This window comes from Nocardia stercoris, assembly GCF_003696265.1.
In the GTDB taxonomy this organism is placed as follows: domain Bacteria; phylum Actinomycetota; class Actinomycetes; order Mycobacteriales; family Mycobacteriaceae; genus Nocardia; species Nocardia stercoris.
Genome location: NZ_RFFH01000005.1, coordinates 43,834 through 57,685, shown reverse-complemented (window position 1 = coordinate 57,685; position 13,852 = coordinate 43,834). Strand labels below are relative to the sequence as shown.

Sequence of the window (13,852 nt, the reverse complement as noted above, 5' to 3'; positions counted from 1 at the left end):
CGGCGCTACGTGGGCATACCGCGAGTTACAGGCATGCGCACGCGGTCTTTCGAGTTGGAAGGTTCATCGTACCGAACAGTAGCTTCGGCGATCTCAGGCTGTCAATCGACCTAATTTCCCAACACTGGGAATAGTCGGCGGCATCACATTCGCGCAACGTTCAACTGCCGCACAGCCGAATTCGGTCATCTCCGGGACCGATTACCGCACTCCCGGCAACCACTCACCGACCCACCCGCCCAGCCAGGAACTCACGCAGTCGCTCGACCGCCGGGGTCGGCCGATGACGGCCGGACACCAGCCCGATCGTCCGATCGTGCGTGCCGGTCACCGGGACCCCGACCAACCCCGGATGCGGAAGTTCCGGCGCGGGCAACAGGGCTACGCCGAGCCCCTGCGCGACCAGCGCCCGCAGTGTGTCGAATTCGGTGATCTCGAAAACCACCCTCGGTACGAAACCCGCGTCCGCACACCAGGAATCCAGCTGCCGCCGCAGATGGTAGGCCGGAGGATTGGCCACGAACGGCTCGCCGGCCAACTCCGCGAGATCGACCCGATCACGGCCCGCCAGCCGATGTTCGGCCGCCACGTACAACTGGATCCGCTGCCGCCCCAGCACGATCGCGGGCAGATCCGCCGGTGCCGGGATCATCACCGCCAGGTCGAGGCGGCCGTCGCGGATCTGCTCGGCCAGCGCCTCGCCGTGCGCCTGCACCAGATGCAGGCGGATCCGCGGTGCGGCGGAATGGAATTCGGCGAGCACCGACGGAATACTCACCGGGCCCAGGGTCAGCGGGAAGCCGAACCGGACCAGGCCGGCCTCGGGATCGGCTTGGCTGCGCACCACGTTCACCGCGTCGTCCAGCGCGCGGATCAGGCCCGTGGTGCGCGCGTGCAGTTCGCGACCGGCCGCGGTGAGCGCCACCCGCCGCCCGGCCGGCTGGAACAGCTCTACCCCCAGTGCCTGCTCCAGGGCCCGTAGCCGCCGGCTCAGCGACGACTGCGGGACACCGAGATACTCCGCCGCCCGCGTGATGTGCCCCATAGCGGCGGCCGCGTCGAAGGCCGCCAGCAGCGGCGCCACGGCCGTGACCTCGGACGTCGAGTATTCATCCATATTCGGATGATAATCCCGCCGATCGAGCATTGGACGGATCGGTTCGGGCGGCGGCATCCTGAACCGACATCCCGACGAGGAGGTCACCGTGTCGCACAGCCGAACGAAAACCGCTGTCCACCACGAGGAATTCGATGTCGTCCTGATCGGCGGCGGCATCATGTCGGCCACGCTGGGCGCACTGCTGGCCACGATCCAGCCCGACTGGTCGATCACCCTGTTCGAGCGGCTGGACACGCTCGGCGCGGAAAGCTCGGCGGCCTGGAACAACGCCGGCACCGGGCACTCCGGGTACTGCGAACTCAACTACATGCCCGATCCGCGCGACGCGACGCGGGCCGCGGAGATCGCCCGGCAGTTCCGGCTGTCACGCCAGTTCTGGTCGGCGCTCACCGCGGCCGGCGACCTGCCCGACCCGGGCCGTTTCGTGCACGGCGTCCCGCACCTGGACGTCGTGTTCGGCGACCGGGACGTCGCCGCGTTGCGCACCCGGCACGCGACACTGCGGGCGCTGCCGCTGTTCTCGGCGATGGAGTACACCGAGGACCCGGCGGTCATCGCCGAGTGGGCGCCGCTGCTGATGGCGGGCCGCGCACCCGGTACCCCGATGGCGGCCACCCGCTATCCGGCGGGGACCGACGTCGACTTCGGCGCCCTGACCCGTGATCTGGTGGCGAGCATGGCACCGACCGGGGCCCGGATCCGGTTGCGGCACGAGGTGATCGGGCTGCGGCGGCTGCCCGGCGGCCGCTGGTCGGTGCGGGTGCGCGACCTCGAACAGCGCGCCACCCGCACGGTGTCGGCCCGGTTCGTCTTCGTCGGCGCGGGTGGCTACGCGCTGAAACTGTTGCAGCGCGCCGGAATTCCCGAGGTGCGCGGGCACGGCGTGTTCCCGCTGGGCGCGGAGTTCCTGCGCTGCGACAACCCGGAGGTGGTGGCCCGGCATCGGGCGAAGGTGTACGGCCAAGCCGATATCGGCGCCCCGCCCATGTCGGTGCCACACCTGGATCTGCGGGTGGTCGACGGGCAGGAGTCGCTGCTGTTCGGCCCGTACGCCACCTTCAGCACGCGGCTGCTGAAACGGGGGCGCCTGATCGACCTGTTCACCACGCTGCGACCACACAACCTGCCGGTCCTGCTGGCCGCCGGGCTGCACAATCTCGACCTGGTCGGCTACCTGTTCGGCCAGCTGATCGCCACTCGCCGCCGCAAATTCGAGGCACTGCGCCGTTTCTTCCCCGACGCCGACCCCGCCGACTGGTACCCGATCGCGGCCGGCCAGCGCGCCCAGCTCGTGCGGCCCCACCCCCACCGCATCGGTGAACTCGTCTTCGGCACCGAGCTGATGACCTCCGCTGACGGCAGCATCGCCGGCCTACTCGGCGCCTCCCCCGGCGCCTCGACCGCGACCGCGATCATGATCGACCTGCTCGCCCGCTGCTTCCCCCGCGACTACCCCCGCTGGGAACCGATACTGCACCACCTCCTCCCCGGCCTGACCGACGGATTCGCCCTCGATCACACGGCCGTCGACACCGAACTGGCCCGCACCGGCACCGCCCTCGGACTGTCGTCGGCCGCGAACCCAGCGCGCCTCTGATATTCCCGCCGGGAGCGCGCGCCAGACTGCGCGCTCCCGGCGTGCGCTCGCGGACCGGGCCGATATTGTTGCGCGGCAATGGCCGTCGGGCACGCCCACTCGGCGCCGGCTTCGACCAGATCGTCGGCGGCTATACCCGGATCATCGATCGCCTGCACGCGGCCGGTCTGCGCGCGCATCTCGCCACCCTGCTGCCCGCGTCGAATGCCATCGCGGACGGCATCACCGCCCCGTTCGCCGAGCCGATCCGGCAGCGGATCAATGCCTGGGTCCGCGCTCAGCAGCTGAGCCACTCGGTGATCGATTTCGATGCGGCACTGCGTGATCCGGCGAATCCGTCGATTCTGGCCGCGCGCTACGCCGGGCCCGACCAGCTGCATCCGAATTCGGCGGGCCATCAGCGGATGGCGGAGGCGATCGATCCGTCCGCCTTCGCCGCCGGGCACTGCTGACCGGATGCACCCGGCCGATCGTGTCGGGGTACGGAACTCCGATGCCGCGGGTTAGGTTGGGCCCCACCAGCCGCAGCGGCCGCATGCGAGCGGCCCGGACAGCGAGGATCGTTCATGGCCCAACCGCCCAGCTACCCGGCCCCGCCTCAGTACCCGGTGCCGCAGCAGCCGCCGGCGCGCGTGAAACCCTCCGGCTGGTGGATCCTGGCCGGGGTCCTGGTGATCCTCGCCGGTCTGGCGGGTGCCGCCACCGCGGGGGTCATCGGATTCACGCACATGTCGCACACCATCGACGGATTCCAGCGTGTCCCGGTGCCGGGTCACGGTGACCTGCACCTGTCCGCCGGCCACGACTACACGGTGTACCTGGAATACCCCGGGGCCGGTTCCCGGCAGGTGCCCGAGCCGGTGCGCGCCCAATTGAGCGACCCCACCGGGCACATCGTGCACATGGGCGACTACGGCTCCGAGGAGACCTACTCGCTCGGTGCTCACGAGGGCCGCGCGGAGTTCACCTTCCACGCCGCCACGGACGGAACGTATCTCATGCGGACCGATGGTGATCCGGAGGCGACGCTGGCCGTCGGTGGCGGCATCGGCTCGTCGATCGTCACCTCGATCCTGGTCGCGGTGGCCGTCGCCGTTCTGGGTTTGCTGGCCGGGCTGGCGATCATCCTGACCACGGTCGTGCGCCGCGGCCGGGCCCGCCGCCGGCCCATGGGCTACGGGCCGGCCGCGCCGCCGGGTTACCCGGCGCCCTGAGCAATCGCGCTCAGTCGCGCGGGTGCAGTACGACGACGGGGATCTCGCGTTCGGTCCACGCCTGATAGGTGTCGAAGTCGGCGTAGATGCCGACCAGCAACGGCCACAGCCGGGCTCGTTCCCGTGCGTCGGCGGTGACCGCGCGCACGGCCCGCCGTTCCCGGCCGATCTGGATGTGCACGTCCGGGTTCGCCCGCAGATTGTGGTACCACTGCGGATGTTTGGGCAGCCCGCCCTGGGACGCGACGATCACGATGTCGGCGCCGTCGCGCAGGTAGAGCAGTGGCGTCGTGTACTGGTTGCCGGATTTGCTGCCGCGGTGTTCGAGCAGCAGCGTCGGGACCGGCTTGCGGAAGCCGGCGCCGATCCGCCACTTGCCACCGATCCGCCCGCCGGTGCGCCGGTACAGCCAAACATGTGCGCGGCCGGCGTATTTGAAGATCTTCGGCAGCACCGGCGCGTCGAGCTGCTTGGGCCGGGGTGGCGGGGTGACGGTCATGGCGTTCCTCACTGCGACGGTCCCGGGTGCGGGGTGCTCCCGATTCGCTCGGCGAGCATACATCTACGCCCCAGTGTATGGTCAAGAGCAGCAGTGTCGAGCCGGAAAGGGGCAAGCGTGCGCACCCATGGCTGGTCGGGGTCGGTCCCCGCCGACGACGCCGAAGCCGTCGACCGCATCGTGGCCGCCGCGCGCCGGGCCATCGACCGATCCGGAACCGAGTTCAGCGTCGCCGAGGTCGCGCGCGATCTCGGCGTCACCCGCCAGACGGTGTACCGGTATTTCCCCAGCGTCGAGGCCCTGCTCACCGCGACCGCCGTCGCCCAGACCGGGCATTTCCTCGACGTGCTGGCCGAGCATCTGCGCGAGATCCGCGACCCGGCCACCGCCGTCGTGGAAGGTATCGCCTACACCCTCGAACGGCTGCCGCACGAGAAGTACCTGAACCTACTGCTCACGCCCGGACGGGCCAGTGCCTTCTCCGCGGGTGTCACCTCCGACACCGCGCTCGCCTTCGGCCGCACCATGCTGCACCGGTACGCCGTCGACTGGGCGGCCGCCGGTATCGACCCCGACGAACTGACCGAGCACATGCTGCGGATCGTCCAGTCCTTCGTGATCGACCCGGGCCGCCCACCGCGCCGGGGCGAGGATCTGCGCGCCTACCTGCGGACGTGGGTCGCGCCGGCGCTCCTCGCACCGGGACACGCCGGTCGAAATTCGGTTTCACCCCGACCGTTGCGGCGGCAGGATGACCGCCATGACCGAGATCGTGCTGATCCAGGGTGATATCACCGAACAGGCCGTCGATGCCGTGGTGAACGCGGCGAATTCGTCGCTGCTCGGCGGCGGGGGCGTCGACGGCGCCATCCATCGCAAGGGCGGCCCGGCGATCCTGTCGGCCTGCCGCGACCTGCGCGCCGGGCACTACGGGAAGGGGCTCGCTACCGGGCAAGCCGTCGCCACGACCGCCGGAAATCTTCCCGCCCGCTGGGTGATCCACACGGTCGGGCCGGTCTGGTCCGCGACCGACGACCGGTCGGCACTGCTGGCCTCCTGCTATCGCGAATCACTGCGCGTGGCAGACGAATTGGGTGCGCAAACGGTGGCGTTCCCGGCGGTCTCCACCGGCATCTACGGCTGGCCGATGGACGACGGCGCCCGCATCGCGGTCGAGACGGTCCGGGCCACCGACACCGCGGTGCGCGAAGTCCGGTTCGTTCTGTTCGGTCCACAGGCCTACGCGGCGTTCGCCGCCGCACTCTGACCCGGTAGCGCGGGCGTCAGCTGGTCAGGATCCGGTCGCCAGGCGCTGCGCCCGCGCGACCGCGTCCTGCTGGATGCTCTCGAACCGCTCCCCCATCCGGTCCGACAGCGCCTGCGCGGCCGACAGCGGCCGGACCATGACCATGAGGTCGTCGATCAGACCCTGCTCGTCGACGTGCAGGAAGTCGCATCCGGTGATCTTCTTCCCGTCCACGACGGCCTCGAAGACGAGCGCGTGGTCGTGGCCGCTCGCGTCGGCGATCTCGCGGACGTAGCGGAAGTCCTCGAACTCCTCGATCACCGCGCTCAGGATGGCGGCGGTGATCGCCCTGCCGGGATACGGCTTGAAGGCGACCGGGCTGGTGAACACGACATTGTCGGCCAGCAACGCCTCGACGGCACCGAGGTCACGGGCCTCCACGGCCGCCCGGAAGGGATGCATGTTCTGGACCTTTCGTCGACGATCAGTGCATGCTATACCCCGGCCCGCGACGGGCAGAGGCGATGCGCCACAAGGAATTCCGGCAATTCCGGCCGGTTCGGCCGGGTTCGCGCCACCTCGGCGGACGCCCAGCCGTGTGGTGACCCGGACTCACTGTTTGTCGAACAACCGGACGTCGTGTGCGACGGCGGTGACCTGGAGTCCGTCGGGACCGGGCTGGATCGCGGTCAGCCGCGTACCCAGTGGGAGCTGCTGCAGCGGAACGGCGAAGGTGAGGGTCCGCCGCAGCCAGGCCAGCGAGATGGTCGGCCCGCCCGCGGCGGCCCGGGCCGAGACCGGGGTGACCTCGATCCCCTGATCACTCGGGGCGACGGTGACGACAACCGTGGCGGGCACCTGGAATCCCTCCACCGGGAACGTTCCGGCGACGTGCAACCCGTCCGGACCGGACGACACGGACTCCACGCCGGCGGGCGCGAAGCTCTTGACGGTGTCGTAGGGAACCAGGGCCGTCGCGGTGGCGGTCCGCGCCACGATGTTCGAGGTGCGATGCTGCAGCATGTCGCCGAGCGGGGCGGAGATGTCGCTCAGCTTCACGTTCAGATCGTGGACGGTGATCTGCTTGCCACTCCAGTCCCCGACGGTGATGTCGACGTCGTGATAGGTGCCGTCGACCGCCTGGGTGAGGAACGGGAACCCCCCGACCGCGACTCCCGGCTGCCGCGGGAGGTTGTACTGCGCCGCGGTCTCGCGACCGATCTCGTTCTGCGCGAGCACGACCCCGGCCCGGTCACCGACGATCAGCGCGATCGCCGCCACCACGGTCAGTATCAGAATTACGCGCATGCGCTCACCCGCTCGGCCATTCCTCCATCATGCTGGCGCCGGCCGGCGAGCGCCGCTGCCGACCCACCACCAGTGGAATTACGGTGACCACGATCACCTTCGGTGCGCGGCCGGTTCGCCGAATCGGACACATCCGGTCCCCGATCGGGGGGATCATCGTTATCCGGCGTCCCGCTCACACCGCCGCCGCACACCGTGGAGAAGGAAGGTCCGCGACCACGGCAGCGCGGCAGCATAGTTGGACGGAAGTCTATAAGCACCCGCAAACGCAGGTCGGAGGGACAGAAGGGGCCATAGTATGGCGACTCCGGCCCAACAAACCGACCGTCTGGAGTTTTTAGTTCGTGAACGATCCGATGAACCGGCTGACACCTGAAGACGACCTGCAGCTCAAAACCCATTCGATCCTGCCGAACTTGATGACACCCCAGGGTGTGTGGGTCTTCGACGAACCGCTGCCGAAGGAGACCTGGATCCGGGTCAACGAGCACTTGGCCGCGGGCTTCGGGTCACGCCGGGTCCGTAGAACCAGGATTCCGTTCGCGCGGGACTGGTGGGACACCCCGCTGCGCACGCACCCCGTCGACTTCGACGACCGGCCGGTGCCCGAGAACGGCTACCTGGACTGGATCTGGGAGAAGGGCGAGGTCGACCTGGACCCCTACGAGGGTTCCGTCTACCGCCTGTCGGTGTCACCGACCGCCGCGGGCGGCCAGATCATCAGCTATGTGGTGTCGCACGTGGTCCTCGACGGGCTGGGCGGCATCCTCGCGGTCGGCGACACCGTCGCCCGCATGGACAGCGACGCGCCGCCCTCCCGGACCGAGAGCGCGGGCCGGCTCGTCGGCACCACCCCGGCCCAACGCCGCCGCCGGGCCCATCTGGCCGACGCCCGCGGACAGCTGAAGGAGGCGGGCCGCGGCATGCGGCAGGCGTGGGGCGCCCGCAAGGTGAAGCTCCGGCCGCGCAACCCGCGCCCGGAGCTGCCACGACTCCCGCTCGGAAACCGCTGGATCCCCTCGGTGACCATGGCCGAGATCTCGATGGCGGAATGGAATCGGGTGGCCGCCGAGCGCGGCGGCACGGTCAACGCCCTCTACATCGGGGTGCTGGTCGGACTGTACGGCCGCATCGGCCGCGTCAGCGACGGTGACGAGGTGTGTGTGGTCGTTCCGCACTCCACCCGGGTCGACATGGAGGATCCGCGCGGAAATGCCTTGAGCAGCAAGGCGATCTGGGTTACCTACCGGGAGGGCACGAAGACCGACCTCGGCGAGATCCGCCGGGCGCTCAAGGCATCGCTCAGCGAGTCCGACGTCGAGAACAAGCCCGCCGCGGCGTATCTGGGCGCGATCACCCAGATGGCGCCGCAGTTCCTGGTGCCGATCGCCGCCAAGTCGACCAAGTCCCCCGAGTTGTTGTGCTCCAACCTCGGCAACCTGCCCCAGGTCGTGGCCGGGATCCAGGGCAAGCGCGCCAAGGTGGCCTTCGGCCTGCGCATGGCGGCCACCGACCCGGACAACTACCGCCGCTGGGAGGCGGGCCTGATGTGCCTGTGCGGGAACGACGGCGAGACCATGATCATGCAGATCGCCGGCCTCGACCCCGACCGGTTCCCGACGCGGGAGTCGCTCGAGAAGCTGGTCGTGGAGGAGTTCAACGAGTGGGGACTGCACCCGACCTTCTGGGGTTGAGCCGCGCCGGTCAGGGCACGAGCACGATCTTGCCGCGGGTGTGTCGGCGTTCGAGTTCGGTGTAGGCCTGGCGGACCCGCGCCAACGGGTAGATGTTCGCGATCGGGACCTCGAGTTCTCCCGCGGCGATCAGGGCGGCCAGCTCGGCGAGCACCTCCGCACCGGGCCTGGCGTCGGCACCCGGTTCGGTCCTGACTCCGTATTTCGCGGCGGCGGCGAAATCGGCGATGGTGTCGATCCGTTCGACCGCGACACCGAGGGCGAGGGCCAGTTCGACGTACCCGCCGCCGTGGGCGTCGATGAAGGCATCGACGCCGTCCGGTGCGGCGGCCTCGATCCGGTCGGCGACACCGTCTCCGTAGGCGACCGGGATCACGCCGTGGCGGCGCAACCATTCGTGGTTAGGTCGGCTCGCCAGGCCGATGACCGTGGCTCCGGCGCGGCGCGCGAGCTGCACGGCGAGCGAGCCGACGCCGCCGGCGGCCGCGGCGACCACGACCGTCTCGCTGCGGCCGGGGTGCACGGAATGCACTGCGCCCCAGGCCGTCACGCCCGCGACGTAGAGGCCGCCCGCCACCTCCCAGGGGACCTGCTTCGGTTTGGGTGTGAGGTTGCCGGCTTCGACCAGAACCGATTCGGCCTGGGCGGAACGCTTTTCGGAGAACCCGAGTACCTCGTCGCCCACCCGGAATCGGCTTGCGCCGGGCCCGATCTCGGCGACGACCCCGGCGAGATCGCTGCCCTGCCCGGACGGGAAGGTCGAGGGAAAGATCTCGGCCATCGCGCCGGTGCGGATGGCGGCCTCACCGGGGTTGATGCCCGCGGCCCGCACCTGCACGAGGACCTGTCCGGCTCCGGGCACCGGGCGGGGGACCTCGTCGACCCGCAACACGTCGATTCCGCCGAACTCGTTGTATCTGACTGCCTTCGTCGTTCGGGCCGCTCCCGTCACCACGGGACCGCTCCGGCGTCGTCGAAGAAGCCGCCGGTCGGCCCGTCGCCGGGCAGCGTCGCGAGGCGAATCGCGATGGCCGCGCCCTGCTCTGGTGTGCGGTCGCCGCGGAAGCCGTTGAGGTCGGTGGCGGTGAACCCGGGGCAGCCGGAGTTGATCAGGATGCCGGTGCCGCTCAGTTCCTTGACGTATTGGATCGTCAGGGCGTTGAGGAAGGTCTTCGAGGCCAAGTAGGCGGCCGGCACCGGGCCCAGATCGACGCCGGGTGTGGTCTGCAGGGCGAGCGAGCCGACGCTGCTGGACATGTTGACGATTCGCGGTGCGGCCGAGGCACGCAGCATCGGCAGCATCGCGTTGGTGACCCGGACGACCCCGATCACGTTGGTTTCCACGACGATTCGCACGGTCGCGGGATCGAGCGCGGTAGGGGTCTGGGGCAGATCACCGGTGATCGCGGCATTGTTCACCAGGACGTCGAGGCCGCCGGCCTGTTCGGCGATCGATTCGGCTGCGGCAGCGACGCTTTCGTCGTCGGTCACGTCGAGTGGTACACCGAACGCGTCGGTGCCGGCCGCGCGCAGCTTCGCCACCGCGGCGTCGCGGCGGTGCGAATCCCGCGCGCCCACACCGATGCGCCAGCCGAGGGCGCCCAGGCCCGCGGCGATCTCGTATCCGATTCCCTTGTTCGCGCCGGTCACCAGCGCGATCGTCTGTTCACTCACACCACCGATCCTGCGGCTGGGCGAGGTGCGGCGTCCAAGACCAGCCGAGTGGGCGGCGATACCGCGCGGATATCGCTCATGTTCAGCGCCGGATACGATGAGCCGGTGGAGACGCGGGAGATGCGATACTTCGTCGCCGTCGCCGAGGAGTTGCACTTCGGGCGCGCGGCACAGCGGCTCTCGATGGCGCAACCGCCACTGTCGCGCGCCATCCAGCGGCTGGAGCGGCGGCTCGGGGTCGTCCTGCTGCACCGCACCACTCGCGGTACCGCACTGACCGAGGCCGGGTCGGTGCTGCTGCGGGAGGCCCGCAACGCGCTCGACGCGGTCGAGGCCGCCGAGCGCCGCACCCGCCGCGCCGGCGCGGACCGGCCCGGTGTGGTGTTGGCTACCAAGGCGGGAGCCTCGAGGGAACTGGTGTCGAAACTGCTGGATGCCTACGCCGCGGAACCGGGCGCGCCGGCCGTCGAGGTGATGCTGTGCGGGCCCGGGGAGCCGGAAAGCCTGCTGCGCAACGGACGTGCCGATGTGGCCCTGCTGCACCGGCCTTACGACACGACAGCCGGATTCGACACCGAGGATCTGCATACCGAACCGCAGGTCGTGGTGCTGCCCGCGGGTCACCCGCTGGCTGCTCGGGCGCAGGTGTCGCTGGCCGAGGTGAACGACCGGGCGGATCTGCCGCTGCCGCGCTGGCCCGGACAGGACGGCAGCTATCCGGACGGGCCCGGCCCGCAGGTGCGCGACATGACCCAACTGCTCCAACTGATTTCGCTGGGGCTCGCCTGCGCGGTCGTGCCGGAGTCGCTGCGCAGCCAGCTTCGCGACGATCATGCCGTCGTGCCCGTGCCGGACGCGCCGGCGGTCACGACTGTCATCGCCTGGCCCCCGCACAGCAGATCCAAGGCGGTCGCCGACCTGGTGCGTACCGCGACGCGGCTCTGACCGACACCGCTTTTCCACCAGCCGCGCCGACTCGGCCGGCGTGCACCGATCGCTCATTCGAGGCCGATTCGACAGTACGCCGTGGGAATTCACACTTCGGCGCCTGCGTCATCGACATGAGAATGAGCGACCGGTCGGTCAATGATAAGCCGCCCTTTCGGAAATAGTCCTGCCGGAAGTTTATCTGGACAATCGCCCAAATTACGCCGCGATCCGATTGCTCTTTAGTCCGTTCTGCCGCTCGATTACTTATCCAGACAATTGTCCAGAGACTTGCCCGGCAACGAGCAGCGCCGCGTTCGGCGACGCGTACAGCATGCCGATTCCACCAAGGCGGAGAGTTGAGAAAGTGGAACCCGTGTCACTTTCAGAGGTGGAATTCATTTCAATTTTCCGGCTGTCCGAACACAGAAGAAGGGGCCGTCGCATCGTTGCGACGGCCCCTTCACGGATCGGCGAGCCTGTGGTTCACACCGATTGCTGAGAGTGCGCTGACGGACCGCAACGCACATCTCACCGAGCAAGCTCAGGACAGCGAACCCCGCGTCATAGTCGGGTAGGTCTGGATGGTGGTCGGGATCGTCGTCGTGGTCGGCGGCACGGTCGTGGTCGGCACCGTCGTGGTGGACGTGGTGCAGCTCCCGGTCAGCATGGGACCGGCGGCGGCCGGGGCCGATCCGCCACTGAGCGAGCCGAACAACGGGCCGAGGAACGGCAGCGAACCGGCACTGCCCGTCCCGCCACCGGAGCTGGTCGTGGTGGTCGGCGGCACGACGGTCGTGGTCGGAGCCGTCGTGGTGGTCGGCGGGACCGTGGTGGTGGTCGGCGGAGCCGTGGTGGTGGTCGTGCAGCTCGGGGGGGTGGTCGTGGTGGTCGGCGTGGAGTCGTAGGGGCCGATGACGACCGGCGCCGACGGGTTGGTGGTGTCCTTCACGGCATACGTGGCCGACACGGACGCGAAGCCGGTGTTACCCGGGCACAGGCCGCCGCCGCTAACCGCGACCGGAACCGTGCCGTTGACCACCGAGACCTTCGACGGGTTGTTCACCGAATCGGTCCCGTTGGTCCAGATACCCGGCAGGGTGACCGCCCCGGCCGGCGCCGCGTTACCGGTGCACGAGACCAGCCCGCTGATCGACGCGTACACGCCGTTCTGCGGAATCGTCAGATATCCGTTGATGGGCGAGCCGTACTGCCCGGTGATCGCCCAGTTGCCGCTGACCTGCACCGTGAGGTTCTCCAGCGGCGCGTTGATCGAACAGTTCGAGACCGTGGGTGTGCCCAGCGGCACGGTGATCGCACCGTCGCTGACGTTCGACGGGGACGCCGGGATCTTCCCGCTCACCGAGGAGATCGTGCAGGTGCCCTGGAACGAACCGACGTTCACTACCAGGTTGCCGACCAGGGTGCCGGTGACCGAATCACCGGCCGGCGTCACCTGGGTTCCGGCCGACGCAGGTGTCGCGCACACCGCGGCAACCGCGAGACCGGCGGTCGTCGCAAGTCCGGCCGTGGCCGCGATCGTCTTGGAGAATTTATTGCTGGGGCGCATTTCGTTTGCCTTTCGAAGCCACCGGTCGACACCCGCGGTATCGACCGGCTGCAAAGATAAAGTGCGCCTCCGCCGAATCGCAATCGCCATCCATTCGGCACCCGCTGAGCGGAACCGGATCGTCGAAATCCACACCGCGAACCTGACCGTCCAGTAGTGTGGAACACCGATGTGTCGGATCGTCGGAGAATGATCGGACATTCGACCGCACCACTATTTCCCGTCCGGCCCCAGAGCCGCCGGACGGTGCATCACGAGAGGCACAATTATGAGCAAGACCAAGGCGGGCTTCGGCATCACCGCGTTCGGCGCGATGGCCGCCGCGGCGACCCTGGTGGCACCGTCGGCGAACGCGCAGATTCTGAGCATTTCGTTCTCCAACCCCAACCCGATCGTCGGTTGCAGTTACAACGTCTTCGCGAACGTGGACCTCGTCGGCACCGCATTCCCGGTCACGTTCTCCGACAACGGCGTTCAGTTCGCCTACGTCAACCCCTCCGCGGGCTTCCAGCAGGCGTTCGCGGGCTGGGCCCCACAGACCGCGGGCGAGCACGTGATCACGGCCGCCGCCTCGACCAACGTGGTGACCACGAAGATCACCGTGAACAACCCGCCGCTGCTGCAGCAGCTGACCGGCACGGTGAGCTCCAACTGCCCGCCGGTGAGCATCCCGCTCTGATCCGGGTCCCGCGCACGACGCAGCACCGCAGCCTGGAGATACGTTGCGGTGCTGCGCATCTCAATCGCAGGACCGCCGGTCCGATGTGGTGCGCCCGGGAGGATTCGAACCTCCAGTCTCTCGCTTCGTAGGCGAGCGCTCTATCCGTTGAGCTACAGGCACTGGGCCCGCGCGCGGTGTCGACGATGACACCACCTCGGCGCCGAGGCAGAAGAAAGGCCGCGACGGAGATGCTCCGCGCGGCCCACATATCGGCTCCGAACCAGGTCAGAACCGATATCGAGCTGCCGCCACGGAGGCCCGCCACAGTCGGTACCGGCGTCG

15 protein-coding genes and 1 tRNA gene are annotated in these 13,852 nt (G+C 69.2%); 8 read left to right on the top strand and 8 right to left on the bottom strand.

The features are described 5' to 3' along the window. Positions 1-223: 223 nt before the first annotated feature. Positions 224-1,117: a LysR substrate-binding domain-containing protein gene (locus EBN03_RS14085; protein ID WP_122188726.1), complete on the bottom strand. Its 894-nt coding sequence runs from the start codon at positions 1,115-1,117 to the stop codon at positions 224-226. Positions 1,118-1,277: 160 nt separating this feature from the next. Here EBN03_RS14085 and mqo point away from each other — a divergent pair, with 160 nt between their 5' ends. The 3 genes from mqo to EBN03_RS14070 all read left to right on the top strand — a co-directional run bounded on the left by mqo (position 1,278) and on the right by EBN03_RS14070 (position 3,931). Beyond that, positions 1,278-2,717, top strand: a complete 1,440-nt coding sequence (mqo, locus tag EBN03_RS14080) for a malate dehydrogenase (quinone) (protein WP_122188725.1) — start codon at positions 1,278-1,280, stop codon at positions 2,715-2,717. A 41-nt stretch (positions 2,718-2,758) separates the two neighbouring features. Further along, complete coding sequence (locus EBN03_RS14075) at positions 2,759-3,169, top strand: GDSL-type esterase/lipase family protein (protein ID WP_158675624.1); 411 nt, start codon at positions 2,759-2,761, stop codon at positions 3,167-3,169. A gap of 114 nt (positions 3,170-3,283) precedes the next feature. Continuing rightward, positions 3,284-3,931 (top strand): hypothetical protein, encoded by a 648-nt coding sequence (locus EBN03_RS14070; RefSeq protein WP_122188477.1) that lies wholly within the window; start codon positions 3,284-3,286, stop codon positions 3,929-3,931. Positions 3,932-3,941: 10 nt separating this feature from the next. On the opposite strand, the gene EBN03_RS14065 is transcribed toward EBN03_RS14070, so the two are convergent. Further along, on the bottom strand, positions 3,942-4,430 hold the full coding sequence (locus EBN03_RS14065; protein WP_122188476.1) for a nitroreductase family deazaflavin-dependent oxidoreductase: 489 nt from the start codon (positions 4,428-4,430) through the stop codon (positions 3,942-3,944). 117 nt (positions 4,431-4,547) lie between these two features. On the opposite strand from EBN03_RS14065, the gene EBN03_RS14060 reads away from it, so the two are divergent. Both EBN03_RS14060 and EBN03_RS14055 read left to right on the top strand, forming a co-directional pair. Further along, positions 4,548-5,219, top strand: coding sequence for a TetR/AcrR family transcriptional regulator (locus EBN03_RS14060; protein ID WP_122188475.1), 672 nt, complete (start codon positions 4,548-4,550; stop codon positions 5,217-5,219). Beyond that, positions 5,191-5,697, top strand: coding sequence for an O-acetyl-ADP-ribose deacetylase (locus tag EBN03_RS14055; protein WP_122188724.1), 507 nt, complete (start codon positions 5,191-5,193; stop codon positions 5,695-5,697). Before EBN03_RS14060 ends, EBN03_RS14055 begins: the two co-directional genes overlap by 29 nt. Before the next feature lie 24 nt (positions 5,698-5,721). Here EBN03_RS14055 and EBN03_RS14050 read toward each other — a convergent pair whose 3' ends face one another. Then, positions 5,722-6,138: a nuclear transport factor 2 family protein gene (locus tag EBN03_RS14050; RefSeq protein WP_122188474.1), complete on the bottom strand. Its 417-nt coding sequence runs from the start codon at positions 6,136-6,138 to the stop codon at positions 5,722-5,724. Between the two features lie 150 nt (positions 6,139-6,288). Then, complete coding sequence (locus tag EBN03_RS14045) at positions 6,289-6,984, bottom strand: LmeA family phospholipid-binding protein (protein WP_122188473.1); 696 nt, start codon at positions 6,982-6,984, stop codon at positions 6,289-6,291. 344 nt (positions 6,985-7,328) lie between these two features. On the opposite strand from EBN03_RS14045, the gene EBN03_RS14040 reads away from it, so the two are divergent. Next, positions 7,329-8,678, top strand: coding sequence for a condensation domain-containing protein (locus tag EBN03_RS14040; protein WP_122188472.1), 1,350 nt, complete (start codon positions 7,329-7,331; stop codon positions 8,676-8,678). 10 nt (positions 8,679-8,688) lie between these two features. On the opposite strand, the gene EBN03_RS14035 is transcribed toward EBN03_RS14040, so the two are convergent. Next, positions 8,689-9,630, bottom strand: coding sequence for an NADP-dependent oxidoreductase (locus EBN03_RS14035; protein ID WP_199742785.1), 942 nt, complete (start codon positions 9,628-9,630; stop codon positions 8,689-8,691). Continuing rightward, positions 9,627-10,352: an SDR family oxidoreductase gene (locus tag EBN03_RS14030; protein WP_122188471.1), complete on the bottom strand. Its 726-nt coding sequence runs from the start codon at positions 10,350-10,352 to the stop codon at positions 9,627-9,629. Before EBN03_RS14030 ends, EBN03_RS14035 begins: the two co-directional genes overlap by 4 nt. A 105-nt stretch (positions 10,353-10,457) precedes the next feature. Between EBN03_RS14030 and EBN03_RS14025 the strand changes: the two genes are divergently transcribed. Beyond that, on the top strand, positions 10,458-11,297 hold the full coding sequence (locus EBN03_RS14025) for a LysR family transcriptional regulator (protein ID WP_122188722.1): 840 nt from the start codon (positions 10,458-10,460) through the stop codon (positions 11,295-11,297). A gap of 526 nt (positions 11,298-11,823) precedes the next feature. Here the strand turns inward: EBN03_RS14025 and EBN03_RS14020 are convergent. Further along, positions 11,824-12,849, bottom strand: coding sequence for a hypothetical protein (locus tag EBN03_RS14020; protein WP_122188470.1), 1,026 nt, complete (start codon positions 12,847-12,849; stop codon positions 11,824-11,826). Positions 12,850-13,117: 268 nt separating this feature from the next. Between EBN03_RS14020 and EBN03_RS14015 the strand changes: the two genes are divergently transcribed. After that, positions 13,118-13,528, top strand: coding sequence for a hypothetical protein (locus tag EBN03_RS14015; RefSeq protein ID WP_122188469.1), 411 nt, complete (start codon positions 13,118-13,120; stop codon positions 13,526-13,528). 86 nt (positions 13,529-13,614) lie between these two features. On the opposite strand, the gene EBN03_RS14010 is transcribed toward EBN03_RS14015, so the two are convergent. Continuing rightward, positions 13,615-13,690: transfer RNA gene (locus EBN03_RS14010), tRNA-Arg, on the bottom strand. Positions 13,691-13,852: the final 162 nt, after the last annotated feature.

Excerpts from the sequence above, each read along its gene's own strand:
- EBN03_RS14085 (WP_122188726.1), bottom strand. The coding sequence starts at position 1,117 with ATGGATGAATACTCGACGTCCGAGGTCACGGCCGTGGCGCCGCTGCTG.
- mqo (WP_122188725.1), top strand. The coding sequence starts at position 1,278 with ATGTCGGCCACGCTGGGCGCACTGCTGGCCACGATCCAGCCCGACTGG.
- EBN03_RS14070 (WP_122188477.1), top strand. The coding sequence starts at position 3,284 with ATGGCCCAACCGCCCAGCTACCCGGCCCCGCCTCAGTACCCGGTGCCG.
- EBN03_RS14065 (WP_122188476.1), bottom strand. The coding sequence starts at position 4,430 with ATGACCGTCACCCCGCCACCCCGGCCCAAGCAGCTCGACGCGCCGGTG.
- EBN03_RS14055 (WP_122188724.1), top strand. The coding sequence starts at position 5,191 with ATGACCGAGATCGTGCTGATCCAGGGTGATATCACCGAACAGGCCGTC.
- EBN03_RS14050 (WP_122188474.1), bottom strand. The coding sequence starts at position 6,138 with ATGCATCCCTTCCGGGCGGCCGTGGAGGCCCGTGACCTCGGTGCCGTC.
- EBN03_RS14045 (WP_122188473.1), bottom strand. The coding sequence starts at position 6,984 with ATGCGCGTAATTCTGATACTGACCGTGGTGGCGGCGATCGCGCTGATC.
- EBN03_RS14020 (WP_122188470.1), bottom strand. The coding sequence starts at position 12,849 with ATGCGCCCCAGCAATAAATTCTCCAAGACGATCGCGGCCACGGCCGGA.
- EBN03_RS14015 (WP_122188469.1), top strand. The coding sequence starts at position 13,118 with ATGAGCAAGACCAAGGCGGGCTTCGGCATCACCGCGTTCGGCGCGATG.